The organism is Marinobacter sp. NFXS9, from assembly GCF_040148665.1.
Classification (GTDB): domain Bacteria; phylum Pseudomonadota; class Gammaproteobacteria; order Pseudomonadales; family Oleiphilaceae; genus Marinobacter_A; species Marinobacter_A mangrovi.
In genome coordinates this window covers 391,104-412,645 of sequence record NZ_JAGDDW010000002.1, presented here as the reverse complement: position 1 = coordinate 412,645, position 21,542 = coordinate 391,104, and the positions used below count along the sequence as shown (strand labels likewise).

17 protein-coding genes and 2 tRNA genes are annotated in these 21,542 nt (G+C 60.2%); 10 read left to right on the top strand and 9 right to left on the bottom strand.

Annotation, left to right across the window (positions count from 1 at the left end; all coding sequences use genetic code 11):
- Positions 1–261 precede the first annotated feature (261 nt).
- Together rne and J3364_RS05495 are read left to right on the top strand one after the other, a co-directional pair.
- Positions 262–3,480: a ribonuclease E gene (gene rne, locus J3364_RS05500; protein WP_349557390.1), complete on the top strand. Its 3,219-nt coding sequence runs from the start codon at positions 262–264 to the stop codon at positions 3,478–3,480.
- A 190-nt stretch (positions 3,481–3,670) separates the two neighbouring features.
- Positions 3,671–4,210, top strand: coding sequence for a YecA/YgfB family protein (locus J3364_RS05495; RefSeq protein ID WP_123633313.1), 540 nt, complete (start codon positions 3,671–3,673; stop codon positions 4,208–4,210).
- Positions 4,211–4,246: 36 nt separating this feature from the next.
- On the opposite strand, the gene J3364_RS05490 is transcribed toward J3364_RS05495, so the two are convergent.
- Complete coding sequence (locus J3364_RS05490; RefSeq protein WP_349557387.1) at positions 4,247–5,113, bottom strand: PHP domain-containing protein; 867 nt, start codon at positions 5,111–5,113, stop codon at positions 4,247–4,249.
- A 79-nt stretch (positions 5,114–5,192) separates the two neighbouring features.
- Here J3364_RS05490 and J3364_RS05485 point away from each other — a divergent pair, with 79 nt between their 5' ends.
- The 3 genes from J3364_RS05485 to J3364_RS05475 all read left to right on the top strand — a co-directional run bounded on the left by J3364_RS05485 (position 5,193) and on the right by J3364_RS05475 (position 6,862).
- The gene (locus J3364_RS05485; RefSeq protein ID WP_349557386.1) at positions 5,193–5,492 is read left to right on the top strand and encodes a YciI family protein; all 300 of its coding nucleotides are present in this window, start codon (positions 5,193–5,195) and stop codon (positions 5,490–5,492) included.
- Between the two features lie 207 nt (positions 5,493–5,699).
- Positions 5,700–6,383: a TIGR04211 family SH3 domain-containing protein gene (locus J3364_RS05480; protein ID WP_349557384.1), complete on the top strand. Its 684-nt coding sequence runs from the start codon at positions 5,700–5,702 to the stop codon at positions 6,381–6,383.
- A gap of 176 nt (positions 6,384–6,559) precedes the next feature.
- Positions 6,560–6,862 (top strand): PilZ domain-containing protein, encoded by a 303-nt coding sequence (locus tag J3364_RS05475; protein WP_236011960.1) that lies wholly within the window; start codon positions 6,560–6,562, stop codon positions 6,860–6,862.
- A 78-nt stretch (positions 6,863–6,940) separates the two neighbouring features.
- Here J3364_RS05475 and rraA read toward each other — a convergent pair whose 3' ends face one another.
- Positions 6,941–7,426, bottom strand: coding sequence for a ribonuclease E activity regulator RraA (gene rraA / locus J3364_RS05470; RefSeq protein ID WP_349557382.1), 486 nt, complete (start codon positions 7,424–7,426; stop codon positions 6,941–6,943).
- Positions 7,427–7,514: 88 nt separating this feature from the next.
- Positions 7,515–9,887: a phosphoenolpyruvate synthase gene (ppsA, locus tag J3364_RS05465; RefSeq protein WP_349557380.1), complete on the bottom strand. Its 2,373-nt coding sequence runs from the start codon at positions 9,885–9,887 to the stop codon at positions 7,515–7,517.
- A 213-nt stretch (positions 9,888–10,100) separates the two neighbouring features.
- Here ppsA and ppsR point away from each other — a divergent pair, with 213 nt between their 5' ends.
- Positions 10,101–10,916, top strand: coding sequence for a posphoenolpyruvate synthetase regulatory kinase/phosphorylase PpsR (gene ppsR / locus J3364_RS05460; RefSeq protein ID WP_349557378.1), 816 nt, complete (start codon positions 10,101–10,103; stop codon positions 10,914–10,916).
- 72 nt (positions 10,917–10,988) lie between these two features.
- Here ppsR and J3364_RS05455 read toward each other — a convergent pair whose 3' ends face one another.
- Together J3364_RS05455 and J3364_RS05450 are read right to left on the bottom strand one after the other, a co-directional pair.
- Positions 10,989–13,913: an insulinase family protein gene (locus tag J3364_RS05455; protein ID WP_349557376.1), complete on the bottom strand. Its 2,925-nt coding sequence runs from the start codon at positions 13,911–13,913 to the stop codon at positions 10,989–10,991.
- Between the two features lie 35 nt (positions 13,914–13,948).
- A complete protein-coding gene (locus tag J3364_RS05450) occupies positions 13,949–14,398 on the bottom strand; it encodes a methylglyoxal synthase (protein ID WP_349557374.1) in 450 nt (149 codons plus the stop codon).
- A gap of 171 nt (positions 14,399–14,569) precedes the next feature.
- Here J3364_RS05450 and J3364_RS05445 point away from each other — a divergent pair, with 171 nt between their 5' ends.
- The 3 genes from J3364_RS05445 to J3364_RS05435 all read left to right on the top strand — a co-directional run bounded on the left by J3364_RS05445 (position 14,570) and on the right by J3364_RS05435 (position 17,901).
- Positions 14,570–15,160 carry a hypothetical protein gene (locus J3364_RS05445; RefSeq protein WP_349557372.1) on the top strand — a complete coding sequence of 197 codons (591 nt, stop codon included), beginning with the start codon at positions 14,570–14,572 and terminating at the stop codon, positions 15,158–15,160.
- Between the two features lie 150 nt (positions 15,161–15,310).
- Positions 15,311–16,690: a PEGA domain-containing protein gene (locus J3364_RS05440; RefSeq protein ID WP_349557370.1), complete on the top strand. Its 1,380-nt coding sequence runs from the start codon at positions 15,311–15,313 to the stop codon at positions 16,688–16,690.
- Positions 16,691–16,764: 74 nt separating this feature from the next.
- Positions 16,765–17,901, top strand: a complete 1,137-nt coding sequence (locus J3364_RS05435; RefSeq protein WP_349557368.1) for a response regulator — start codon at positions 16,765–16,767, stop codon at positions 17,899–17,901.
- Here J3364_RS05435 and J3364_RS05430 read toward each other — a convergent pair.
- Entirely contained in the window at positions 17,878–18,492 is a 615-nt protein-coding gene (locus J3364_RS05430) for a nucleotidyltransferase family protein (protein ID WP_349557366.1), read from the bottom strand. The two genes, J3364_RS05435 and J3364_RS05430, sit on opposite strands and share 24 nt — an antisense overlap.
- Before the next feature lie 102 nt (positions 18,493–18,594).
- On the opposite strand from J3364_RS05430, the gene J3364_RS05425 reads away from it, so the two are divergent.
- The gene (locus J3364_RS05425; protein ID WP_349557364.1) at positions 18,595–19,446 is read left to right on the top strand and encodes a 6-pyruvoyl trahydropterin synthase family protein; all 852 of its coding nucleotides are present in this window, start codon (positions 18,595–18,597) and stop codon (positions 19,444–19,446) included.
- Between the two features lie 162 nt (positions 19,447–19,608).
- Here J3364_RS05425 and J3364_RS05420 read toward each other — a convergent pair.
- The 3 genes from J3364_RS05420 to gltX form a co-directional block, all read right to left on the bottom strand.
- Positions 19,609–19,684: transfer RNA gene (locus J3364_RS05420), tRNA-Glu, on the bottom strand.
- A gap of 8 nt (positions 19,685–19,692) precedes the next feature.
- Positions 19,693–19,768: transfer RNA gene (locus tag J3364_RS05415), tRNA-Ala, on the bottom strand.
- A gap of 114 nt (positions 19,769–19,882) precedes the next feature.
- On the bottom strand, positions 19,883–21,367 hold the full coding sequence (gene gltX, locus J3364_RS05410) for a glutamate--tRNA ligase (RefSeq protein ID WP_349557362.1): 1,485 nt from the start codon (positions 21,365–21,367) through the stop codon (positions 19,883–19,885).
- Between the last annotated feature and the right edge of the window lie 175 nt (positions 21,368–21,542).

Sequence of the window (21,542 nt, the reverse complement as noted above, 5' to 3'; positions counted from 1 at the left end):
CTTACGAATATGACGTGAGACCTTGGAGCCGGTGTGAACTTGAACTGGATAGCATGCGTCAACTGACACTGAATCGTTACGGTTTATTCCCGCAATCGTCGGATTTACAGACCGTTAGCCTTCTCACAAGCGTGGAGCGGCCTGCCGCTACCGCCTGATTGTGTCCGGCTGCCTAACGTCAGCCGCCTGCTGCATCCTGCCTCGCCGATGAGCGCCAGAATGGCCGGTTTCCGTCGTTAACCGACAGGAAACTCGTTCTTCATGAAAAGAATGCTGATAAATGCAACTCACCCGGAAGAGTTGCGCGTTGCATTGGTAGATGGACAGCGGCTTTTTGATCTCGACATCGAAGCCAGCAACCGGGAACAGAAAAAATCCAACATCTACAAGGGCAAGATCACACGCATCGAGCCCAGCCTTGAAGCCGCCTTTGTCGACTTCGGCGCCGAGCGCCACGGCTTCCTGCCCCTCAAGGAAATCTCCAAGGAATACTTCAAGAAGTCGCCCAAGGACATCGAGGGCAAGATCAACATCAAGGACGTCCTGAACGAAGGCCAGGAAGTCATCATCCAGGTCGACAAGGAAGAGCGTGGCAACAAGGGCGCCGCCCTGACCACCTTCATTTCCCTCGCCGGCCGCTACCTCGTCCTGATGCCGAACAACCCCCGTGCAGGCGGTATTTCCCGCCGCATTGAAGGCGAAGAGCGCTCGCAGCTCAAAGAAGCCATGAACGGCGTCGAAGTGCCACGCAACATGGGCGTGATCGTTCGTACGGCCGGCATCGGGCGTTCCAGCGAAGAACTGCAGTGGGACCTCAACTACCTGACCCAGATCTGGCAGGCAATCACCGATGCGTCCTCCAGCCGTCAGGCCCCGTTCCTGATCCACCAGGAAAGCAACGTCATCATTCGCGCGGTTCGCGACTACCTCCGCCAGGACATCGGCGAGGTGCTGATCGATTCCGAGGTGGTTTACGAAGACGTCCTGAGTTTCGTGCAGGCGGTCATGCCGTCTTTCGAAAACAAGATCAAGATTTACAAAGACGAGATCCCACTGTTCAGTCGCTACCAGATTGAAGGCCAGATCGAGACTGCATTCCAGCGCGAAGTGAAGCTGCCTTCCGGTGGATCGATCGTTATCGATCCGACTGAGGCCCTGGTGTCCATCGACATCAACTCCTCACGCGCCACCAAGGGCCACGACATTGAGGAAACGGCCCTGCAGACCAACCTGGAAGCGGCCGAAGAAATCGCACGCCAGTTGCGCCTGCGCGACATCGGCGGCCTGATTGTCATCGACTTCATCGACATGACGCCGGCCAAGCACCAGCGCGAAGTGGAACAGAAAGTCCGCGAGGCGCTGGAACTCGATCGCGCCCGCGTCCAGGTGGGCAAGATCTCGCGCTTCGGCCTGCTGGAAATGTCTCGTCAGCGTCTGCGTCCGTCCCTGGGCGAGACCCGCAGCGAAGTCTGCCCGCGCTGTGACGGTCAGGGCACAATCCGCGGCATCGAATCCCTCGCACTGAGCATCATGCGCCTGATCTTTGAAGAAGCGGCCAAGGACAAGACGGGCGAAGTGCGCGCCATCTTGCCGGTACCGGTGGCCACCTTCCTGCTGAACGAGAAGCGCAAGCAGCTGGCCGATATCGAGGCACGGGAGGACGTGAACGTCCTGGTCGTCCCCAACCCGCACCTGGATACACCCCACTTCGAAATCCTGCGTGTCCGCGAAGACGAAATCAGCGCGGTCGAGCGTGGTACCAGCTACCAGATTGCCGAAGAGTATAAAGAAGACGAAACCCAGGAAACCCAGATTGCCCGCGAGCAACCGGCGCGCGAAGAAGCCGCCGTCAAGGGTATCCGTCCGGCCGCCGCCCCGGCTCCGAAAGCCGCCGAGGCACAACCGACCAGCGAGCAGGACGAAGGTCTGTTCAAGCGCCTGTCCCGCAAGCTGTCCGCCTTCTTCAGCGACGAGCCGGTTGAGCAGACCGAAAGTCGCGACAAGAACGAGCAGCGCAACCCCTCGCAGCGTCGTGACGGCGGTGGTCGCCAGGACCGTCGCAAGGCGCGCGTGGCTCGTGACGACAGTGGCAATCGCGATGACAACCGCAACGCCGGTAATCGTCGTCAGGGCGAATCCAACCGTCGCCAGAATCAGGACGACGGCGGCGGCAATCGCCGCAGCAAGGGCCGTCGCAACTCCGATCAGCAGCCGTCCAACAAAGGACAGCAGCAAAACCAGGGTGGCAACAAGTCCGGCGGAAACAACAAGCGCAAGGACAACCGTCAGGACGATAAGCGTGGTCAGAAGGATCAAGCTCCCCAGAAGGAGCAAAAGGATCAGAAAGACCAGAAGGAACAGGATCGCAGCGCCCAGGGCGGTAAGCAGCAGCAATCGTCACGGAGTGGTGACGAGAAACGCCGTCGGCCACGCCGTCCACGCAACCGCGACGGCTCACCGGTAGAGCAGGACAAGCGCCAGAGCGAAGAGCGCAAAGCCAACAAACCGCAGGCCGCGGACAAGCCAGCTGCTGACAAACCGGCTCAGGCCCAACAGGGCAACGGCAAGGGCGCCGAACAGCCCAAAGCCACCGATCAGGGTAAGGCACCGGAGCAACGTAAACCGGACGCCCAACCGCAAGCGGCAGAGCAGCCCAAGGCCGATGCCGCATCGAGCGCCGAGACAGCCGGTAAGCCGACTGAGAGTGCGCCGAAGGCTGAAAGCAAGCCGGCCAAGCAAGACGAAAAGAGCAGCCCTGCCCCGGCGGACGCCAGCAAGCCTGAGGCAGCCCAGGACAAGAAGTCCGAACAGCCTGAAGCGAAAAAGGATCAGAGCCAGCCTGCGGCCGACAATAAAGCCGAAACCAAACCGGCTGAGACCAAGGGCGAAAAGACTGAACACAAGGCTGATAAGCCCAAGCCGGCCGCCAAACCGGAAGCCGCCAAGGATGATAAGCCAGGCGCACCGGCCAAGCCGGCCGCCGAGAAGGCACCGGAAGCCAAGACTGAGCCGGCCGAACGGCCCGCTAAAGACGGCGACAAGCCAGCCGAAGCGGTAGCCCCAAAGGTAGAGCCCCAAAAGGCGCCGGAAAAGCCGAAGGCAGACGCCCCGACTGAAAAGGCCGAAGCAAAACCGGAACCGGCCGAGAAGACCGCGCCAACGAAGGAAGCCGCGGAAAAGGCTGAACCGGCGCAGGAGAAGCCGTCCAGCGCTGATCACTCCGACTCCGCGAAGGCTTCACCCGAGTCTGCCGTAAAGGCACCTCAGAAGGCCCAGCCCGAACCGGAAAAAGCAGCACCAGCCGCTTCCGGCGACAAGGGCGAACCCGCGTTAGCGCCGTCCGGCCGCGCGTACAACGATCCGCGCGAAGTCCGTAAGCGTCAGTTGGCCGCCAAGAAAGAGGCCGGCAAAAAGGACAATGACGACAAGCCGGCCGCCGAAACCGCAGCCTCAGAAGACAAGCCATCTAAAGAAGGCTGACACGGCAGTCACATGGCCAGGCGCTTCCCCATGAAGCGCCGATAACGCCGATACCAAAGCGGGCCCCGATCGATCGGGGCCCGCTTTTTTGTCATCAACGACGCGCTATCATCACCCGTTAACACAATGACATACAGTCTTTCGGCGAGAGCCGCTATACTGGCGGGTGTTCCAACAGGAGTATTTCCTTATGCTGTCTCCCCAAGAAATCGAAGCGGTTGAAGACATCCTGTTTGCCGATCCCTGGGGTGACGATGCCCTGGACTTTTTCGGACTGCACGGTGTAGTCAGTGCCAGTGTTGTCGGCCCGCACGAGCTCGATGCCAAGGCCATGTTCCTGATTGCAACCGGGCTGGATGAACTGCCTTCCGCCGGCGTGCCCCAGGCGTTTTCCCATGCGGTCGACAAACTGAGCGCCAGCATGGCCGCTTCCCTCGACCGAGGCGAGGCCCTGGAACTTCCGGAACCGGAAGACGGCGACCCGATGAACGCGCTCGAGAACTGGTGCGCTGGCTTCGTCGACACCTTCTTGCAGCATGAGGATGAATGGCTGGAGGCCAATGAGAAAGAGACGGCCGACCTGCTGGTGCCGATGCTGGCACTTTCCGGACTGTTTGAAGACGAGGATTTCGAGCGGGTACGCAGCAGCGACAAGCTGAGCCAGGACATGGCGGACGCCATTCCCGACTCCCTCACAGATCTATACCTACTGTTCCACGTGCCGGCCTGAAACACTCCGGCAGATACTTAAACGTGCCGATCGGCGTCAGCCCACACTGACGCCGAGACGCTGCCAGATGGGCTCCAGCCCTTCAGGTAGCTTACCAGGCAACCTCCCCAGCTCACACCACGGCGCTCCCGGAAAGTGAAAATCACTGCCCTGGGACGCCAGGTAGCCTTCACGCCGACACAGCTCGACCAGAAACCCCAGATCGCCACTGGACTGACCTGAGGTCAGCACCTCCATTCCCAGTCCGCCACAGGCGGTGAAATCCTTCATCAGCTCCCGCAAGCGGGTGGCCGTCATCTTGTACTTGCGGGGATGCGCCACGACCGCGACGCCGCCCGCATCGGTGATCCATCGGGTGACCGTCTCCAGTGACGGCCAACAGGCTTTCACGTCGCCCGGCTTGCCGGCGCCCAGATAGCGCTTGAACGCCTGCCCGCTATCGCGCACCACCGACTCGTCAACCAGCACCCGGGCAAAATGTGGCCGACCGGGCACGTCACCGCCGGCAGCCTCAGTGGCCTTTTCCAGGAGTTGATCGACGTTCAGGCGCCGCAGACGCTCGGTAATCTGACGCGCACGCCGCCAGCGATTATCGGCCTGCTCGGCCAGCGCTGCCTGCCATTGCGGATCGTCATTATCGAACCCGAGTCCCACGATGTGAATCGTCAGGGAGCGCCACTGACAGGACAGTTCAATGCCGTTAATCAGGGTCATGCCGCACCCTTCGGCCGCGCGCGCCGCCTCGGCAAGGCCGCCCGTCGTGTCATGATCGGTCAGCGCCAGATGCGTGACGCCGTTGGCAGCTGCCCGCTGCACCAGATCGGTTGGCGACAGAGCGCCATCGGAAATGTTGCTGTGACAATGCAGGTCAATGCGGGCAGATTGTGTTGCGGATATGGTCATATGTAGCGTAACCCTTTAATGTACGTCACAGGATACGCTCACGGCCCTCCAGCGGCCAGCCGACTGACGGAGAGACTTCATGTACTACGCTATTATCAGCCAGGATGTCGAGAACAGCCTGCCGCTACGCACCCCGGCGCGCGGCGCTCATCTGGAACGCCTGGAACAGCTAAAATCCGAAGGCCGCCTGCTGCTTGCCGGCCCTTGCCCCGCGATCGACAGCCCGGACCCGGGTGAAGCCGGCTTTACCGGCAGTGTCGTCATCGCCGAATTCGACTCACTCGAGGCGGCTAAAACCTGGGCTGATGCCGATCCCTATGTGGCAGCAGGCGTCTACGACGAGGTGACGGTGAAACCGTTCAAGCCCGTATTGCCGTAGGCGCGCTCATTGACAGATCGTAATAACCGGGCGCTTGATCGCGGCGGGAACTATGACAGAATTCCCGGTTTGAACGGCCTCTGAAAAGTCGCCTTATACAGCGCCGGGGACGCCATGACCCGCCCCACCGGTCAAAGACAAGAAGGTCTCACTCAGGACCTCCCGTACCCGGAACGCTCCAGAAAAAACAAGCAGGAACGATTCATTGTGATTCACAAGCCCTTCACATTGACGAAACTATTGGCCGCTGCCCTACTGACAGCGCTATGCCTCCCCGCCTTCGCCCAGACCAAATACGTGGACGACGAGTTGCTGATCATGCTCCGCAGCGGCGAGGGCAATCAATTCCGCATACTCGACAGTCTCAAGTCCGGGACGCGCCTGGAGGTCCTTCAGGAGGGCGACAATTCGGGCTACAGCAAGGTCCGCACCCAGGACGGCCAGGAAGGCTGGGTACTCACCCGTTACCTGTCCTCCCAGCCGATCGCCCGCGATCGCCTGGCGGCCGCGCAGAACAAGCTTGAACGCACCGAGGCGGCGCTCAGCGAAGCCCAGAAAAAGCTGGAGGCCCTCCAGTCCGAACGCAATCAGCTGGCGTCTTCAGAGGACTCCCTGCAGAGCCGCGCAAGTAAACTCAGCGCCGAGCTGGACCGGGTGAAGGAGGTCTCCTCCAACGCCCTGAACCTGGACCGCCGCAATCGGGAACTGCAGGAAAGCAATCAACAGCTCAAGAAGGAAGTGGAAGTCCTCACGGCTGAAAACGAGCGCCTCGAAGCCAAGAAGGAATCGGACTTCATGCTGTTGGGTGCCGGCCTGGTTGGCCTGGGGGTACTGATCGCCATCGTACTGCCGTGGCTCAAACCCACCCGCAAAACCGACAACTGGGCCTGACGCGACAGCTTTCCGGTGCACGCCCTCCAGCGGCGTGCACCACACCACATCTTGTGCCAAACGATCACTCCATACACTAAATATCTGGTCAGCATGCTGCCTTATGACGGATCGTTCTTTGACGTGCGGCTTTTGTCATCTTATATAAGGTAAAACACGGCCGAAGAGGTAGAGGCATGGCAACGACGATGCGCGATTATTCGGAAAAACGCGATTTCCATCGGATGCAGGTGAATTCGGAAGTGATGCTCACCGACACCGATGGCAAGCAGTACAAAGGCGTGTGCAAGGATCTCAGCGGTACCGGCATGCAACTCTATATGGACACCGACATGCCTGTAGGGACCGAGCTGCAGACCCTGCTGCCATCCACCAATGAGAAGTTTCCGCCATTTGAGACGGTCATCGAGATATTGCGCTGCGAGCCGGATGGCGATGGCTATTTAATGGGCGCGTCGATCAAGCAGGTGAAACGATAGCCAGCGGGACTGCCCTGTTGCGGAATCGGGTCGCCGTGCCTTCCGGAGATGGAACGGCGTCCCCGCTAGGCCTTACGATCACTCAGGCAGAGACAAGGGTTTCTCTGACACGATAATGCCATTGTTGTCGGCATAAACGTACTGGCCCGGCACGAAGATCGTACCGTGGAAGGTCACGGGCACGTTCAGGTCACCGATGCCCCGCTTTTCCGTTTTACGCGGTACGGTGTCCAGGGCCTGGACGCCCAGCTGGGTCTCACCGATCACGTCAACATCCCGGATACAGCCGTAGATGATGATGCCGGCCCAGCCATTGTCGGCCGCCTTCTCAGCCAGCATGTCGCCCAGCAGTGCCGCTCGTTTGGAACCGCCACCGTCGACCACCATCACACGGCCTTCGCCGGGCAGCCCGACCTGCTCTTTCACCACTGAGTTGTCTTCAAAGCATTTCACGGTCACCATTTCGCCGCCGAATGCCTTGATCGCACCGTAGTTGTTGAAACCGGGTTCAACGACTTTAACTTCCGGAAATTCGTCGCACAGATCAGGCGTCACGATATTCACGGTTTTCTCCTTCTGAGGACAATGGGTGTTCTGTGTCAGACAAAGAAAAGCCGGCGCATTGGCACCGGCTTTTCTGTCGTTGTGATTCTCAGTCCAGCTTCTCGTCAGCCAGGAAGAACCAGGTATCCAGTACTGAATCCGGGTTCAGGGAGACGCTGTCGATCCCCTGATCCATCAGCCACTTGGCCAGATCCGGATGGTCCGACGGCCCCTGGCCGCAGATGCCGACGTACTTGCCGGCCTTCTTGCACGCCTGGATCGCGTTGGACAGCAGTTTCTTGACCGCCTCGTTCCGCTCGTCAAACAGGTGGGCAATGATGCCGGAATCGCGGTCCAGGCCCAGTGTCAGCTGGGTCAGATCGTTGGAGCCGATGGAGAAACCGTCGAAGTACTCGAGGAATTCGTCCGCCAGCAGCGCGTTGGCCGGCAGCTCGCACATCATGATGACGCGCAGGCCGTTGTCGCCACGCTTCAGGCCGTTCTCCGCCAGCAGGTCCACCACCTGACGCGCTTCACCCAGGGTGCGCACGAACGGCACCATGATTTCCACGTTGGTGAAACCCATTTCGTCACGGACTTTCTTCAGGGCACGGCATTCCAGCTCGAAGCAGTCGCGGAAGGTTTCGGAGATGTAGCGTGACGCCCCCCGGAAGCCCAGCATCGGGTTTTCTTCATCCGGCTCGTACAGAGTACCGCCAATAAGGTTGGCGTATTCGTTGGACTTGAAGTCCGACAGACGCACGATCACTTTCTTGTCCGCGAACGCCGCTGCCAGCGTGGAGATGCCTTCAACCAGCTTGTCCACGTAGAAATCCACCGGCGAGGTGTAACCGGAAATGCGCTTCTCGACGGTCTGCTTGATATCGCGGGGCAAACCCTCAAAGTTCAGCAGCGCCTTGGGGTGCACGCCGATCATGCGGTTGATGATGAACTCCAGACGGGCCAGACCCACACCTTCGTTCGGCAGGGACTGGAAGTCGAAGGCGCGATCCGGGTTACCCACGTTCATCATGATCTTGAACGGAATGTCCGGCATGGATTCGACGGTGTTTTCACGCAGTTCGAAGTCCAGGCTGCCTTCATAAACCAGACCGGTGTCGCCTTCGGCGCAGGACACGGTCACTTCCTGACCTTCCTTGAGGACGTCGGTGGCATCGCCACAACCGACGACGGCGGGAATCCCCAGCTCACGGGCAATAATGGCCGCATGACAGGTCCGACCGCCACGGTCGGTCACGATCGCAGAGGAGCGCTTCATAACCGGCTCCCAGTCCGGGTCGGTCATGTCGGTGACCAGGACATCGCCCGGCTGGACGCGATCCATCTCCTGGATACTGGTGACGACGCGAACCGGCCCCTTACCAATTCGATGGCCAATGCTGCGCCCCTCAACGATGACGTTGCCCTGCTCTTTCAGCAAGTAACGCTCCATGACGTTGGCCGCGACACGGCTCTTCACGGTTTCCGGACGCGCCTGAACGATGTAGATGCGACCGTCGTCGCCATCCTTCGCCCATTCGATGTCCATCGGGCGGTCGTAGTGCTTCTCGATAATCACCGCCTGACGCGCCAAGTTCTCCACCTCTTCGTCTGTAATACAGAAGCGGTTACGGTCGGCTTCGTCCACCTTGACGGTGTCGACCGACTTGCCGGCCTCGGCGCTGTTGCCGTAGACCATCTTGATCGCCTTGCTGCCCAGGTTGCGGCGCAGCACGGAGGGACGACCGGCTTCCAGGGTCGGCTTGTGAACGTAGAACTCGTCCGGGTTCACGGCACCCTGGACCACGGTTTCGCCCAGACCGTAGGAGGCGGTAATGAAGACCACATCCTGGAAGCCGGACTCGGTATCCAGGCTGAACATAACGCCACTGGCCGCTGTTTCGCTGCGGACCATTTTCTGGATACCGGCAGACAGGGCGACCAGCTTGTGGTCGAAGCCATGGTGAACACGGTAGGAAATGGCACGGTCGTTAAACAGCGAAGCGAAGACTTCACGTACGGCGTGCTTGACGTGGTCCAGGCCCACGATGTTCAGGAACGTTTCCTGCTGGCCGGCGAAGGAGGCATCCGGCAGGTCTTCGGCGGTTGCAGAAGAGCGAACGGCGACGGCCATGTTGGTGTTACCCGCCTGCAGCGAGGTATACGCCTGTTCCAGCGCATCTTCCAGCGCTTTGGGGAAAGGCGTGTCGGTCACCCATTGACGAATCTGGGCACCGACCCGGGCCAGTTCGTTGACATCATTGATATCCAGGGCTTCCAGCGCTTCATCAATACGGTCTTTGAGACCGTCCTTGGCGAGAAATTCACGATACGCATGGGCTGTGGTCGCAAACCCGCCCGGGACGGTGACACCGGCGTTGGCAAGATTGCTGATCATTTCGCCCAGAGACGAGTTCTTGCCACCGACCCGGTCAACATCCGACATACCCAGGTTTTCAAACCAGATGATGTAATCTTCCAAAGCGCATCTCCCTTAAATCTGTGAGCCCATTTGGCGGGTAGCCTATCGAATATCGGGCGTATCATACTGTAACCTGCCTTGATTACCTAGGGAACAACACGTACAGACGTCCCCGAATCGGCCCTCTGCCCGCCTGTGTCGCGCGTCGGAAGGAGGATTAAGAGAACCTTAAGTTTATGAGATGAAGTCAATAACGGAGCGAAGCAGGTCATTATGAGAAGGACGGCGTTCTTTATTTCCGACGGTACAGGCATTACGGCCGAAGCCCTTGGCAACAGTCTGTTGGCCCAATTCGAAAAGATTCATTTCGAGCGGATCACAGTACCTTATATCGACGATCTGGAGAAAGCCGCCAGCGTCGTTAAACGCATCGACAAGGCCGCGGAACTCGACGGCGCCAAGCCGGTGATCTTCGACACCATTGTCGACAGTGCCATTCGCGCCGAGGTCTCCAAGGCCAATGGCTTTATGGTCGACATTTTCGGCACGTTCCTGCAGCCGCTGGAACAGGAACTGGAAGCGTCCTCCTCCTACTCGGTGGGGCGGTCACATTCCATTTCCAATGAGACCAACTACGAGCGTCGCATCAACGCCGTGAACTTCGCGCTGGATAACGACGACGGCGCACGGACCCGCTACTACGACGAGGCCGACCTGATCCTGATTGGCGCCTCCCGCAGCGGTAAGACCCCGACGTGCCTTTACTTGGCGCTGCACTATGGCATCAAGGCGGCGAACTACCCCATCACCGAAGACGACATTCACGATCAGCGACTGCCCGCAGCCCTGCGCCCGCACCGGGAGAAGCTGTTCGGCCTGACAATCGACCCCGAGCGCCTGGCCACCATCCGCAATGAGCGGCGCCCCAACTCCCGCTACTCCTCGGACAAGCAGTGCCGCTACGAGGTAGAGGAAATCGAGTTGATGTATCGCCGCGAGCGTATTTCCTACCTCAACACAACGGCCTATTCGATCGAGGAAATCTCGACCCGGATCATGGTCGCCACGGGCATCGAGCGCAAACGCTGACAAGTCGCTCGTAACAAGCCAGCCAAAAAAAGAGGGTGCCGCAGCACCCTCTTTCGCTTCTCCAGCCCGGAATTACAGTTCGTGGATTTCCAGACCCGCCGCTTCCAGCGTCTCTCGCTGCTGCGGGCTGGCGATCACCGCCGCACTGGCTTTCTCCGGCACCAGCCAGTCCGTCGCGACCCGCTTGAGATCGTCGATGGTCACCGCCAGCACCCGTTCGCGGAATCGCTTCTGCTGTTCCGGCGTGCGGCCAAACAGACGGTTCTGGAACGCGTGTTTGGCTTCACCGGCCGGTGATCGGGGCTTGTCCATCTGGCCGATGACGCCCAGGATGGCCTCTTCCAGGGTCTGGGGATCGTGCTCGGTCTCCTGCAACCATGAAAGCGCGTTGTCGAAGTCATCGAGCGTATCCAGCAGACGCGGATCCCGGTAGGAGAAGAAGCGGAACGTGCCGTTGACGCTGTCCTGCGTCGCACCACCGCCGTAGGCCCCGCCCTGCTCCCGGATAGCGCGGTGCAGAAAGCCATTGCGCAGAAAACCACCAAGAACCGTCAGTGGCGCCGCATCGGGATGATCAATGGGCACGGTGCTGTAGGCCTTGGCGCAGAAATTCACCTGCGTGGACGTCAGCCAGGCCTGGCGCACCGTCTCGCTCACCGGCGGCACTTCCCAACCTTCGGTTTCGATAGTCGTCGCCTTGGGCCAGGTGCTTCGGAGCGTTTCCAGCATCGGATCCAGCTGATCGTCCTCACCCACCACCAGGAACTGGCGGGCCTGCCCCTGAATACGCTGGTGGATACCGGCCAGTTGATCGCACAGGTTCTCCAACGCCTTTTCATCGCTCAGGGAGTCGTCCAGCGCCTTGATGCCTTTGATGGCGGACAGCCCGCCCAGACGGAAGGCCAGACGCGCACCGGGACTCAACCCCTGCGCCGCTGCTCCCATGGCCAACGCATGCCCGCTGCCGGTCACAGACTGTTCACGGCGCGCGCGAACCTGGGCAACGGTCTCACGGATACGGGCTTTCTCGTCAAAGCGTGCGCTTTCAAAAATATCGCGCAGCAGCTGGGCCAGCTTGTCACGGTTGCGGGCCAGCGCCTTGCCGCTGATCACCAGGTAGCCCGACAGATCCTGCACATCATCGATGCGCCCCTTGGCGATGGAGAACGCCGTGACGCCACCGGATTCGGCCGACATGCGATCCTGCATCGCCAGGTAATCCAGCTCACCACAGCCCACCTCGGTCAGGCACATGGTGTACAACGGCAACAACAGCAAATCCTCATCACTCAGGGCCGGCAGCGGCAGCACTACCTGCTCGTAGACCAGCCCGTTGGTGCCCTGGGCATACAACGTAGCCGGGAAATCCTCGACCTCGCGGGCTTCAGGTTCCGGCAATTGCAGCGGCACATCCCCCAGATCGACCTTGGGCAGGATGGTATCGTCATCCTTGCGCTGCTGACGTGCCTCCAGGGCCGCCGCGCGATCGACGATGGCCTTCGCGTCGTCTTCTGACAATTGGGCTTTGCGCGCAGCCAGCGCTTCAGCCACGGCGGCCTGCTCACGCTGGTCCATCTTGTCGTCCGGACGCAGGGTCAGGGTCACCCGGTGCGGGTTATCCAGCAGCAGTCGGCGAACCAGGTTCGGCACGTAGTCGGGGTCCTTGATCTTCTCCCGCAGGTTTGCCAGAACCGGTTCGAGATCCAGCAGCTCAACCGGATCACCGCCATGCACCATCGGCGAGATGGACGACATGATCAGCTGCAGACCGTAGGGGAACTGATCACCGGTAATTTCCCGCTGATGCAATTCCAGCTGATGCAGGATGGCCTCCAGACGATCCTGGCTGACACCCTCACGCGCCACCTGATCCAGCGTCTCCTCGACCAGTTTTTCCAGGTCAGCCGCGCGACCAGGCTCGCTGCCCTCGATCCCGCACACGAAGGTCATCTCACGGTTGGAATCCTCCAACCCCAGCATGGGCGACGGCGCATGGCCGATATCGGTGGTTTCCAGGGCCCGCATCAGTGGCGAGGCGCTGTTTTCCAGCAGGACATTCGCCAGCAGGTGCGCTTCGAGGTTTTTTTCCAGCTCAAAGCTGTGTCCCAGCAGCCAGCCCATCACGATGTGAGTCTTGTGGGACAGCTCTTCACCCTCACTGATCGCGTAGGCCTGTTCGACGCGGCTGGGCGCGTAGAAGCGCTTCTCGTCATGGACCGGCAGCTCAACGTCGAGGTGATCGAAACGGGACAGCACCAGACTCTCAAAACGTTCGTGGTGTTCGATCGCCGGAATGTTGCCGAAGGTGGCAAAAATCGCATTGCTCGGGTGGTAATGATGCTTGTAGAACCGCAGCAGGTCGTCGTAGCGCAGATCGGTAATATGGCTCGGCTCACCACCGCTGTTGTAGTGGTAGGTGGTGGTCGGGAACAGATGACTGGTCAGGGTCTGCCAAAGCTGGGCGGTCGGCGCACTCATGGCGCCCTTCATCTCGTTGTAGACCACGCCGCGATAAACCAGCGGGGTGGACGGATCGTCCGGCTCCTCGAACTCCAGTCGGTGCCCCTCCTGGGAGAAGTCCATCTCGTCCAGCTTGGAGAAGAAGACCGAATCCAGGTAGACCGACAACAGGTTATCGAAATCCTTGCGGTTCTTCGTCGCAAACGGGTAAGCGGTCCAGTCACTGCTGGTGAAGGCGTTCATGAAGGTGTTGAGGGACCGGCGGATCATCATGAAGAACGGATCCCGCACCGGGTAACGCTCACTGCCGCACAGGGCGGTGTGTTCCAGGATGTGCGCGACACCGGTGGAATCCATCGGGAAAGTCCGCAGCGCCACGAAAAAGACGTTTTCGTCATTCTCCGAAGCCAGGTGGAGATGGGTCGCCCCGGTCTTGCGGTGACGGTATTCCTCCACGTCGATGTGCAGCGTCTCGATCCGATGCTTCCTCACCCTTTCAAAGGCAGGGTGAACGGCTTGGTCTCTGTTCTTGGTCATTGCAGTATCCTGAATAGAATGTGTTGCGGTCGCCATCAGGCATCTGTGCCGGCGACAGTCCGGCTCTGGTATATCGAGAAATCAGGCTTACGACGCGTGTATTGCTTGAAACAGGGCGACGACACCATAAAATCCGCCGAACTTTCGTTGCAGGCTATCGGGATATTCCACAGGGTTGCAATCCTCAGCAACGCCTTGATGTCCGGGTCATGCGACATGGGTTCCAGGGGGTCCCAGAAGAAAATCAGCAAGTCCACCTTCCCCTCGGCAATACGGGCGCCAATCTGCTGGTCGCCGCCAAGTGGACCACTCTGTAACCGCTCCACGTCCAGGCCGGTGCGTTGGGAGACCAGCTTGCCGGTGGTACCGGTGGTGAGTAACTCGCAGTGAGCGAGCAGGTCACGGTTGCGGCCCACCCAGTCAATCAGGTCCACCTTTTTATTATCGTGCGCCACCAGCGCCACCCGACGAATACTTTCAGTCATAGCGTCTCACCCTGCAATCAATCCATGGCGCCTGACGGGCACCCACCAGTCATCTCCTGTAGGGTAACACGCACTATCGTTCATGAAGCACCTGTAAAGGAACCAGGGTGCAGTTAATGATTGAATTAGTTACTCTCTATCAAGGCGTGACCACAGGACATCAACAAACGCATGACAGCCCCATTGACCCAGCTCCAGATCCACGAGGAAAAGGCGGAAAAGCCCCGGACGACCGCCGTCGGATCGACACCGACGCAGGAAGAGCCCCGGGCCGCCGAATCGCCCGCCACGCCGCCGGAACCCGGCAGTGCCGAATTGGCTCCGTACTGGGTCGAGCGCAAGCGCTACCTCAAGCAGCTGCGCAAGGTACCGGAACTGCGCCAGCGGTTCTGGAGCGCCCTGTTGATGTACACCCTGCGCCGGGTGCTCTGGTCGTTCGGCTTCTTTCCGGTATTTATCGCGTTCTGGGTACCGCTGGTGATGGCCAGCTTCAATCCGGTGGTGATGGTGACCAATATCCTGCCGGATCTGCAGGCTTTTGTGGCCGCCAACCCGGAGATGCAGGCGAACACCACGCAGACGATCGTCGTAGCCTGGCTATCGGTGGGCTTTTTCTTCCTGATCTTCGACTTTGTCCTGACGCCCTTCCGCTCCCCCTACGAGTACGAAGCCGACGTTTACATGCGCGCCTGGGAGCAGCGCCAGCCTGATGCTCCGGCCACAGACGCCCCAGAGGGTGACGCGATTCCGGGCAAAGTGTGAAACGTGCGGCAAACTCGGTAACTCCCGTCACTTTCTGTTACATGGCGACCTGACGAACCGCTAGTATGGACGTTCAGGTCGCATCTCAAGCGGTGCGTCCTGCCTTTGCGCCTTCGGCACTATCCATCATGCGTCCAATCGAGGTAGTTCATGGTCGATTACAGGCCGCTGCTGTTTCTCAACGCGCTGGCACTCATGTTGCTGGTGACCGCCGGTTTCGCCTCCATCCAGCAGGATGCAGGTCACATGCCGCCGCAACTGGCTGGCGAGCAACCCGAACACCAGGCACCGTCTCCTGTGAAAGCACCGGATCGGGATACCGACACGCCCAAACCCGTTTCGGCTGACGAGAGCATCTTTGCAGACACGTCGTCTACCACGTCCGCTGACAGCGCCGTCGAGCAGAAGCCGACGGACAGCGACGAACCCTCCGGTGAGAACACGGCGTCAGCCACACCATTCACGATTGATCCGGTACCGGCAACCGAACCCGATCCATCCGCGGTATCGGATGTCGAGGCGGAAACAAAACTGGCGATGGCGGAACCGGCTAACCCGAAACCTCAGCCGGCAGCGCCGAAGCCAGCACCCAAGCCGACAACCGCCCAACTCACACTCCGCTCCAACGTGTTGGGCGACGCGGTTGAAATCAACGGCAAACCCTATGGCTCGACGCGCCTGGATCTCGAATTGGATCCTGGCGACTATCGGATTGTCATCAGTAAACCGGGCTACAAGTCCTGGTCCGAGACCGTCCGGGTGGCTGCCGGAGACGACCTGACCCTGCGCGGCAACCTGATGGCCTACACCCAGGTCAATTACCACGACGGTCAATGGGTCGGCGGCGTGCGCACCGGCGACGGGGCCTATGAGGGCAACGACGGCCTGCAGTATCATGGCCACTTTGTCGACGGCCAGTTTGATGGCGAAGGGGTGGCTCTCTATCCGGACGGCAGCCGTTATGAGGGTGACTGGAAAGCAGGCGAACGTGCCGGCGAAGGCACCTACCGCGCACCGGACGGTGCCACCTATACCGGTCATTTCAAGGACGACCAGTTCAACGGCCAGGGCACGCTGACCCGGGCCAATGGGGATGTCCTCACCGGCCAGTGGAGCGACGGCAAGCTCAACGGCCATGGCTCGCTGACCGGCGCGGATGGCACGCTGTACGTCGGCGGCTTCAAGGATGGCCAGTTCCACGGTGAAGGGACGCTGACCTACCCTAACGGACATCACTACGAAGGCGGCTTCTCCAACGGGGAGTTCAACGGCGAAGGCAATGAGATCTTCGCCGACGGCAAGAAATACGTCGGTCAGTACATGGAAGGTGAATTCCATGGCAAAGGCACGCTGATGAATCCCAACGGCAGCGCCATCGAAGGCACGTTCCGCTACGGGGAGCCCTACGGTCAGGCCAAACTGACCACCCCGGAAGGCGAGATTTTCAGCGCCCGGACCAGCGAGCCCGGGGTCTGCTATCGAGAAAAGAGTTATCGGGCGACGCAATGTCCGCCGCTCGAAGGCTGGTAATCGGACGGGCTACGCATCACCGGCATGGACCGCTGGCACGGCCCGGGATCAAGACGCGAGATTGAGGTTGTATCATGGCAATCAAGAATGCACTGCTGGTGGATGACTCGAAGGTCGCTCGCTTTGCACTGAGCAAGCTGCTCGAGAACCGGGAAATGCAGGTCAACATGGCCGGCTCCGCAGAAGAGGCCCTGGATTTCCTCAACAGCGACAACCGGCCCGACGTAATTTTCATGGACCATCTGATGCCGGGCATGAACGGCGTGGAGGCCACCAAGGCCATCAAGGGCAATCCCGATACGGCCAACATCCCCATCATCATGTGCACGTCCAAGAAGTCGGCCAATTTCATGGAAGAGGCCCGTAACTTCGGCGTCTACAACATCCTGACCAAGCCGCCCCATCATGACGGCCTGAATGCCCTGCTCGACCAGCTTTCCAGTGATGTGACCAACAACACCCTGCCCCAACCGCCCGAGCCCGACGCCCTGGATGACAGCGACCTGGATATCGACGACGAGCCTTTGGAACTGCCGGAGAACGCCTCCCTGGAACTCGCGCCCAAAGGCGAAACCGACAGCTCAAGCGAATCCACGGAGGCACCTCCGCGGGAGATGAACGGCGGCTCGCAAGTGGTACCCCTGACCAGCGACCTGATCGAGCAGATTGCCCGCTCTGCGGTAAAGACCCATATCAACAACCGCCTGCACGAGCTGCTGAGCAGCCTATTTGACGAGCAGCACGATCACATCAAGCGGGTGCTGGACGATGACGAGCGCCGCAAGAACGACGCCCTGACCCAACAACTGACCGCGTTCCGCGAAGATTTCGACGCCCGCACCCAAGGACTGAAGGAGGAGATCGTCGCCGAGGTCAATCTGTCGCTGGCACGTGAACTGGCCGACCTGAAGTCCTCGATCCAGTCGTCCGGCGGCTTTACCGCGGACCACATGGCGGAGCTGAAGGATCACATCACCAGTGTGCAGACCATCGACACCGAGTTCTGGCAGACGCTGCAATCCGAAGCCATCCAGCAGGCGCACGATATCTCCCGGGAAACCGCCGAGGATATCGCCCAACGTACGATCGACCTCTATGTGCGCCAGCAGCGCGCATCTGCCTCGCGGGTCTATACCATCGGCCTGGCGGTGAGCCTGAGCATCTTTACGGTCGGAATCGCCTGGCTGTCAGGGCTGTTTGGATCGTTCTGACGCCCGGACGCCTCGCAAGCGCTGCATGTCTGCCGGCGTGTCGACATCCCGGTCAGCGCCGGGAGCGGGAACCCGCAGGGTCTCGCGCCGGCGCAGAACCGCGCCGGCGCCGGCATCACCGGACAACTGCATCAGCTCCGGCCAGAGTGCGCGCGGCAGAAAGGCCGGAGCGCCGGCAAATCCGCCCAGATCGGCCGCAACCGGGCGCCGGCCCGCAAACCGCACCACCGTCTCCCTGAACGCCTCCCAGAAACCCGGCGTAATCTCCGGCTGATCCACCAGCAGAACATAAACACCGCGGGTCATTACGGGCATGGCATCCAGGCCCGCCCGCAACGAGGATGCCATTCCCGTAGGCCAGTCGTGATTGAACAGCCAGCGATCGGGCTGGGATGCGCACCGAAAGCGGACCAGGGGATAGCCGCCGCCAACCACAGCGTAGACCGGACCGCCCGACAGGCTGCGGGCGTGAGCAATCGAATGGGACAGTAAGGACTTTCCGCAGTAGCTCAACGCCGCCTTGGGCCGCCCCATACGCCGGGACGCCCCCGCAGCCAGTACGATGGCCCCGTATCCGGAATCGCTGGTCATCCTCTCTCCCTTGGCCCTGTGCCGGCTAAACACTCACTGGAACAGGCGGATTTTTGCTAGAATCGCACCAACCTACAAGCGCAACCGGGAATTATTCGCTCCATGAACCACCTTTTCGTCGACAACCTCACCGTGATTGATTTCGCCTACCTGGACCACGACCGTGGGCTGGTGGGTGAAAGCTGGATTGTCGATATCGTTCTGGCCGGCGAGCTGGACGAACAGGGCATGGTGTTTGATTTCGGCTCGGTGAAGCGGACCATCAAGCAGGTGATCGATGAGCGCGTGGACCACCGCCTGGTGGTGCCGGCCGATCGCGCCGGCGCCCAACTTCGCGAGCATGGTGATCGCGTCGAGCTGGAGTGGCCAGTCGCGGATGGCAGCGTCATCACCCACGGCTCACCGGTCGAGGCTGTCCTGCCGCTGCCCGGTGAACGGGTGGTGCCCTCCGCTGTTTCAAAGCTGCTGCAGGACGAACTGCGCGCGGTTCTGCCAGGGAACGTGACCGGAATCGAGGTCAACCTGCGTGAAGAAGTGATCGAAGGCCCCTACTACCACTACGTTCACGGCCTTAAGAAGCACCTGGGCAATTGTCAGCGCATTGCCCATGGCCACCGCTCCCGCATCCAGATCCAGCGCAACGGTGCCCGTGACCAGGCTCTGGAACGGGCCTGGGCCAAACGCTGGCAGGACATCTATGTAGGCACCGAAGAGGACGTGACGGCCCGTTTCGTGGAAGACGACGTCAGCTACCTGACGTTCGCCTACGAAGCCAACCAGGGGGAATTCAGCCTCACCCTGCCTGCCAATCGGGTTTGCCTGATTGATACGGACACCACAGTCGAACTGCTGGCCGCCTACCTGGCGGACGCCTGTAAGCAGCAGTTTCCCAATGACGACATTCAGGTCAAGGCCTTCGAAGGGGTTGGCAAAGGCGCTATAGCCCTGCGTTAAGCCAGCGATGGGCGGGGCGACGCAGCTCCGCCTGATCCATCCGACGATGCCGGAATAACAGGCATAAAAAAACCGCCAAAAAGGCGGTTTTTTTATCTCGGTCGCTGCTGTGTGCCAGCTTGGACCGAGGGCGAAAGCCGTCTTGTGAACAGCTCTCTTAAGTGGCGTCCCCTAGGGGGTTCGAACCCCTGTTGCCGCCGTGAAAGGGCGGAGTCCTAGGCCACTAGACGAAGGGGACTAGAAAATTGGTGGAGCCAAGCGGGATCGAACCGCTGACCTCAACACTGCCAGTGTTGCGCTCTCCCAGCTGAGCTATGGCCCCTCAACGGATGCGTATACTAGTGATGCCCCCTCATGCCGTCAACCCCCTGATTTAAACTTTTTTATCGGAACTTTGAAAAAAGTGATCAGGGGGTGATTCGGCTTCGGTTTTCCCCTACTCGGCCAGCAGGGCGGCGTACTCTTTTTCCACCCGCTTGGTTTCTTTCTTGGAGAACCCCCCCAGCACCTGAAGCGCGTGACGCAGGCGCGAGCGCGTCATGTCCGGACCCAGCAGCGCCATGGAATCCATCACCGACCAGGAATTGGGCGTTCCGGCAATCGCGACGAAGATCGGGAACATGAAATCCCCCATCTTCAGCCCCATGGCCTTCGCCAGACCTTTCACGTCCGCAAAGATGGTGTCCTTGCTCCAGTGTCGCTGGGCCTCAAGCCGCCACAGCGCAAACTGCAGGACGCGCTTCACATCGCCCTCCTCCAGTTTGTTGTGGGAAAAGTCTTCCGGTTTGAGATTCAGCATGCCGGAGAACATGAACGCTGCCATGGGCGCCACGTCACTGAATACTTCGGCTCGTCCGCGAATATGGGGGACGAGGGCTTCCAGTGCTTCGCGGTTAAACCACCATGACTGCATGCGCTCAATAAAGGCGCTTTCATCCAGGTCCTCACGCAGCCACAGGCCATTCAGCCAGCGCAGTTTCTCCACGTCGAACACCGGACCACCCAGGGAAACCCGGTTGATGTCGAAGTGATCGATCATTTCCTGCAGCGTGAACTTCTCCCGGCCATCGGGCATGGACCAGCCCATGCGGCCGAGGTAGTTGATGACCGCTTCCGGCAGGAAACCCATGCGCTCGTAGAAGTTGATGCTGGTCGGGTTCTTGCGCTTGGACAGTTTGCTCTTGTCCGGGTTACGCAGTAGCGGCAGGTGGCACAGCACCGGCATATCCCAGCCAAAGTATTCGTACAGCAATTGGTGCTTGGGTGCCGAGTTGATCCACTCCTCGCCCCGCAGGACGTGGGTGATGCCCATCAGGTGGTCATCCACCACGTTGGCCAGGTGATAGGTGGGCATGCCGTCAGACTTGAGCAGGATCTGGCAGTCCACCTGGCCCCAGTCGATTTCCACCTGCCCGCGCAGCATGTCATCGATAACGCACACGCCTTCATCGGGCACCTTCATCCGGATGACGTGTGGCTCGCCGGCGTCCAGACGCGCGCGCACCTCGTCGGCGGGCAGCTCAAGATCACCCTTGATGCCCGGATTCTGACCGGCCGCCTTACGCTCCTCCCGGATCTGGTCCAGCTCCTCCGGCGTGCGGAAGCAGTAGAACGCATGGCCTTTCTCAACCAGCTGCTCGGCGTAGACCCGGTAATCCTGACTGCGCTCGGACTGGCGATAAGGCCCGTAAGGGCCGCCCACGTCCGGCCCTTCGTCCCATTCCAGCCCCAACCAGCGCAGTGCGTTGAGAATATCCCGCTCGGATTCGGCCGTGCTGCGCGCCTGATCGGTATCCTCGATGCGCAGGATAAACTGACCGCCGTGTTGACGGGCGAAGCACAGATTGAACAGCGCAACATAAGCGGTACCGACGTGCGGATCGCCGGTGGGAGAAGGAGCAATACGGGTACGAACTGTCATGAAAGGCATTCCTGTGGACCTGCCAGACACTGATGGAAACAGCGCCCGGCTTGAATGAATTCAGGTCGCGCATTATAGCGCCAAGTCGCGGCAGACGCATGGCGGGGTCGTGCTCTTGCTGTCCCGAACCCACAAAGCCGTTTACAGCCGAATTGTTACATTATAACATTGCATA

Bases quoted from the DNA above. Each gene is read 5' to 3' on its own strand.
- J3364_RS05485 (WP_349557386.1), top strand. From the start codon at position 5,193: ATGTACTACGCTATTATCAGCCAGGATGTCGAGAACAGCCTGCCGCTA.
- J3364_RS05425 (WP_349557364.1), top strand. From the start codon at position 18,595: ATGAACCACCTTTTCGTCGACAACCTCACCGTGATTGATTTCGCCTAC.
- J3364_RS05495 (WP_123633313.1), top strand. From the start codon at position 3,671: ATGCTGTCTCCCCAAGAAATCGAAGCGGTTGAAGACATCCTGTTTGCC.
- J3364_RS05475 (WP_236011960.1), top strand. From the start codon at position 6,560: ATGGCAACGACGATGCGCGATTATTCGGAAAAACGCGATTTCCATCGG.
- rne (WP_349557390.1), top strand. From the start codon at position 262: ATGAAAAGAATGCTGATAAATGCAACTCACCCGGAAGAGTTGCGCGTT.
- J3364_RS05445 (WP_349557372.1), top strand. From the start codon at position 14,570: ATGACAGCCCCATTGACCCAGCTCCAGATCCACGAGGAAAAGGCGGAA.
- J3364_RS05450 (WP_349557374.1), bottom strand. From the start codon at position 14,398: ATGACTGAAAGTATTCGTCGGGTGGCGCTGGTGGCGCACGATAATAAA.
- J3364_RS05435 (WP_349557368.1), top strand. From the start codon at position 16,765: ATGGCAATCAAGAATGCACTGCTGGTGGATGACTCGAAGGTCGCTCGC.
- J3364_RS05455 (WP_349557376.1), bottom strand. From the start codon at position 13,913: ATGACCAAGAACAGAGACCAAGCCGTTCACCCTGCCTTTGAAAGGGTG.
- J3364_RS05490 (WP_349557387.1), bottom strand. From the start codon at position 5,113: ATGACCATATCCGCAACACAATCTGCCCGCATTGACCTGCATTGTCAC.
- ppsR (WP_349557378.1), top strand. From the start codon at position 10,101: ATGAGAAGGACGGCGTTCTTTATTTCCGACGGTACAGGCATTACGGCC.
- gltX (WP_349557362.1), bottom strand. From the start codon at position 21,367: ATGACAGTTCGTACCCGTATTGCTCCTTCTCCCACCGGCGATCCGCAC.
- J3364_RS05440 (WP_349557370.1), top strand. From the start codon at position 15,311: ATGGTCGATTACAGGCCGCTGCTGTTTCTCAACGCGCTGGCACTCATG.
- J3364_RS05430 (WP_349557366.1), bottom strand. From the start codon at position 18,492: ATGACCAGCGATTCCGGATACGGGGCCATCGTACTGGCTGCGGGGGCG.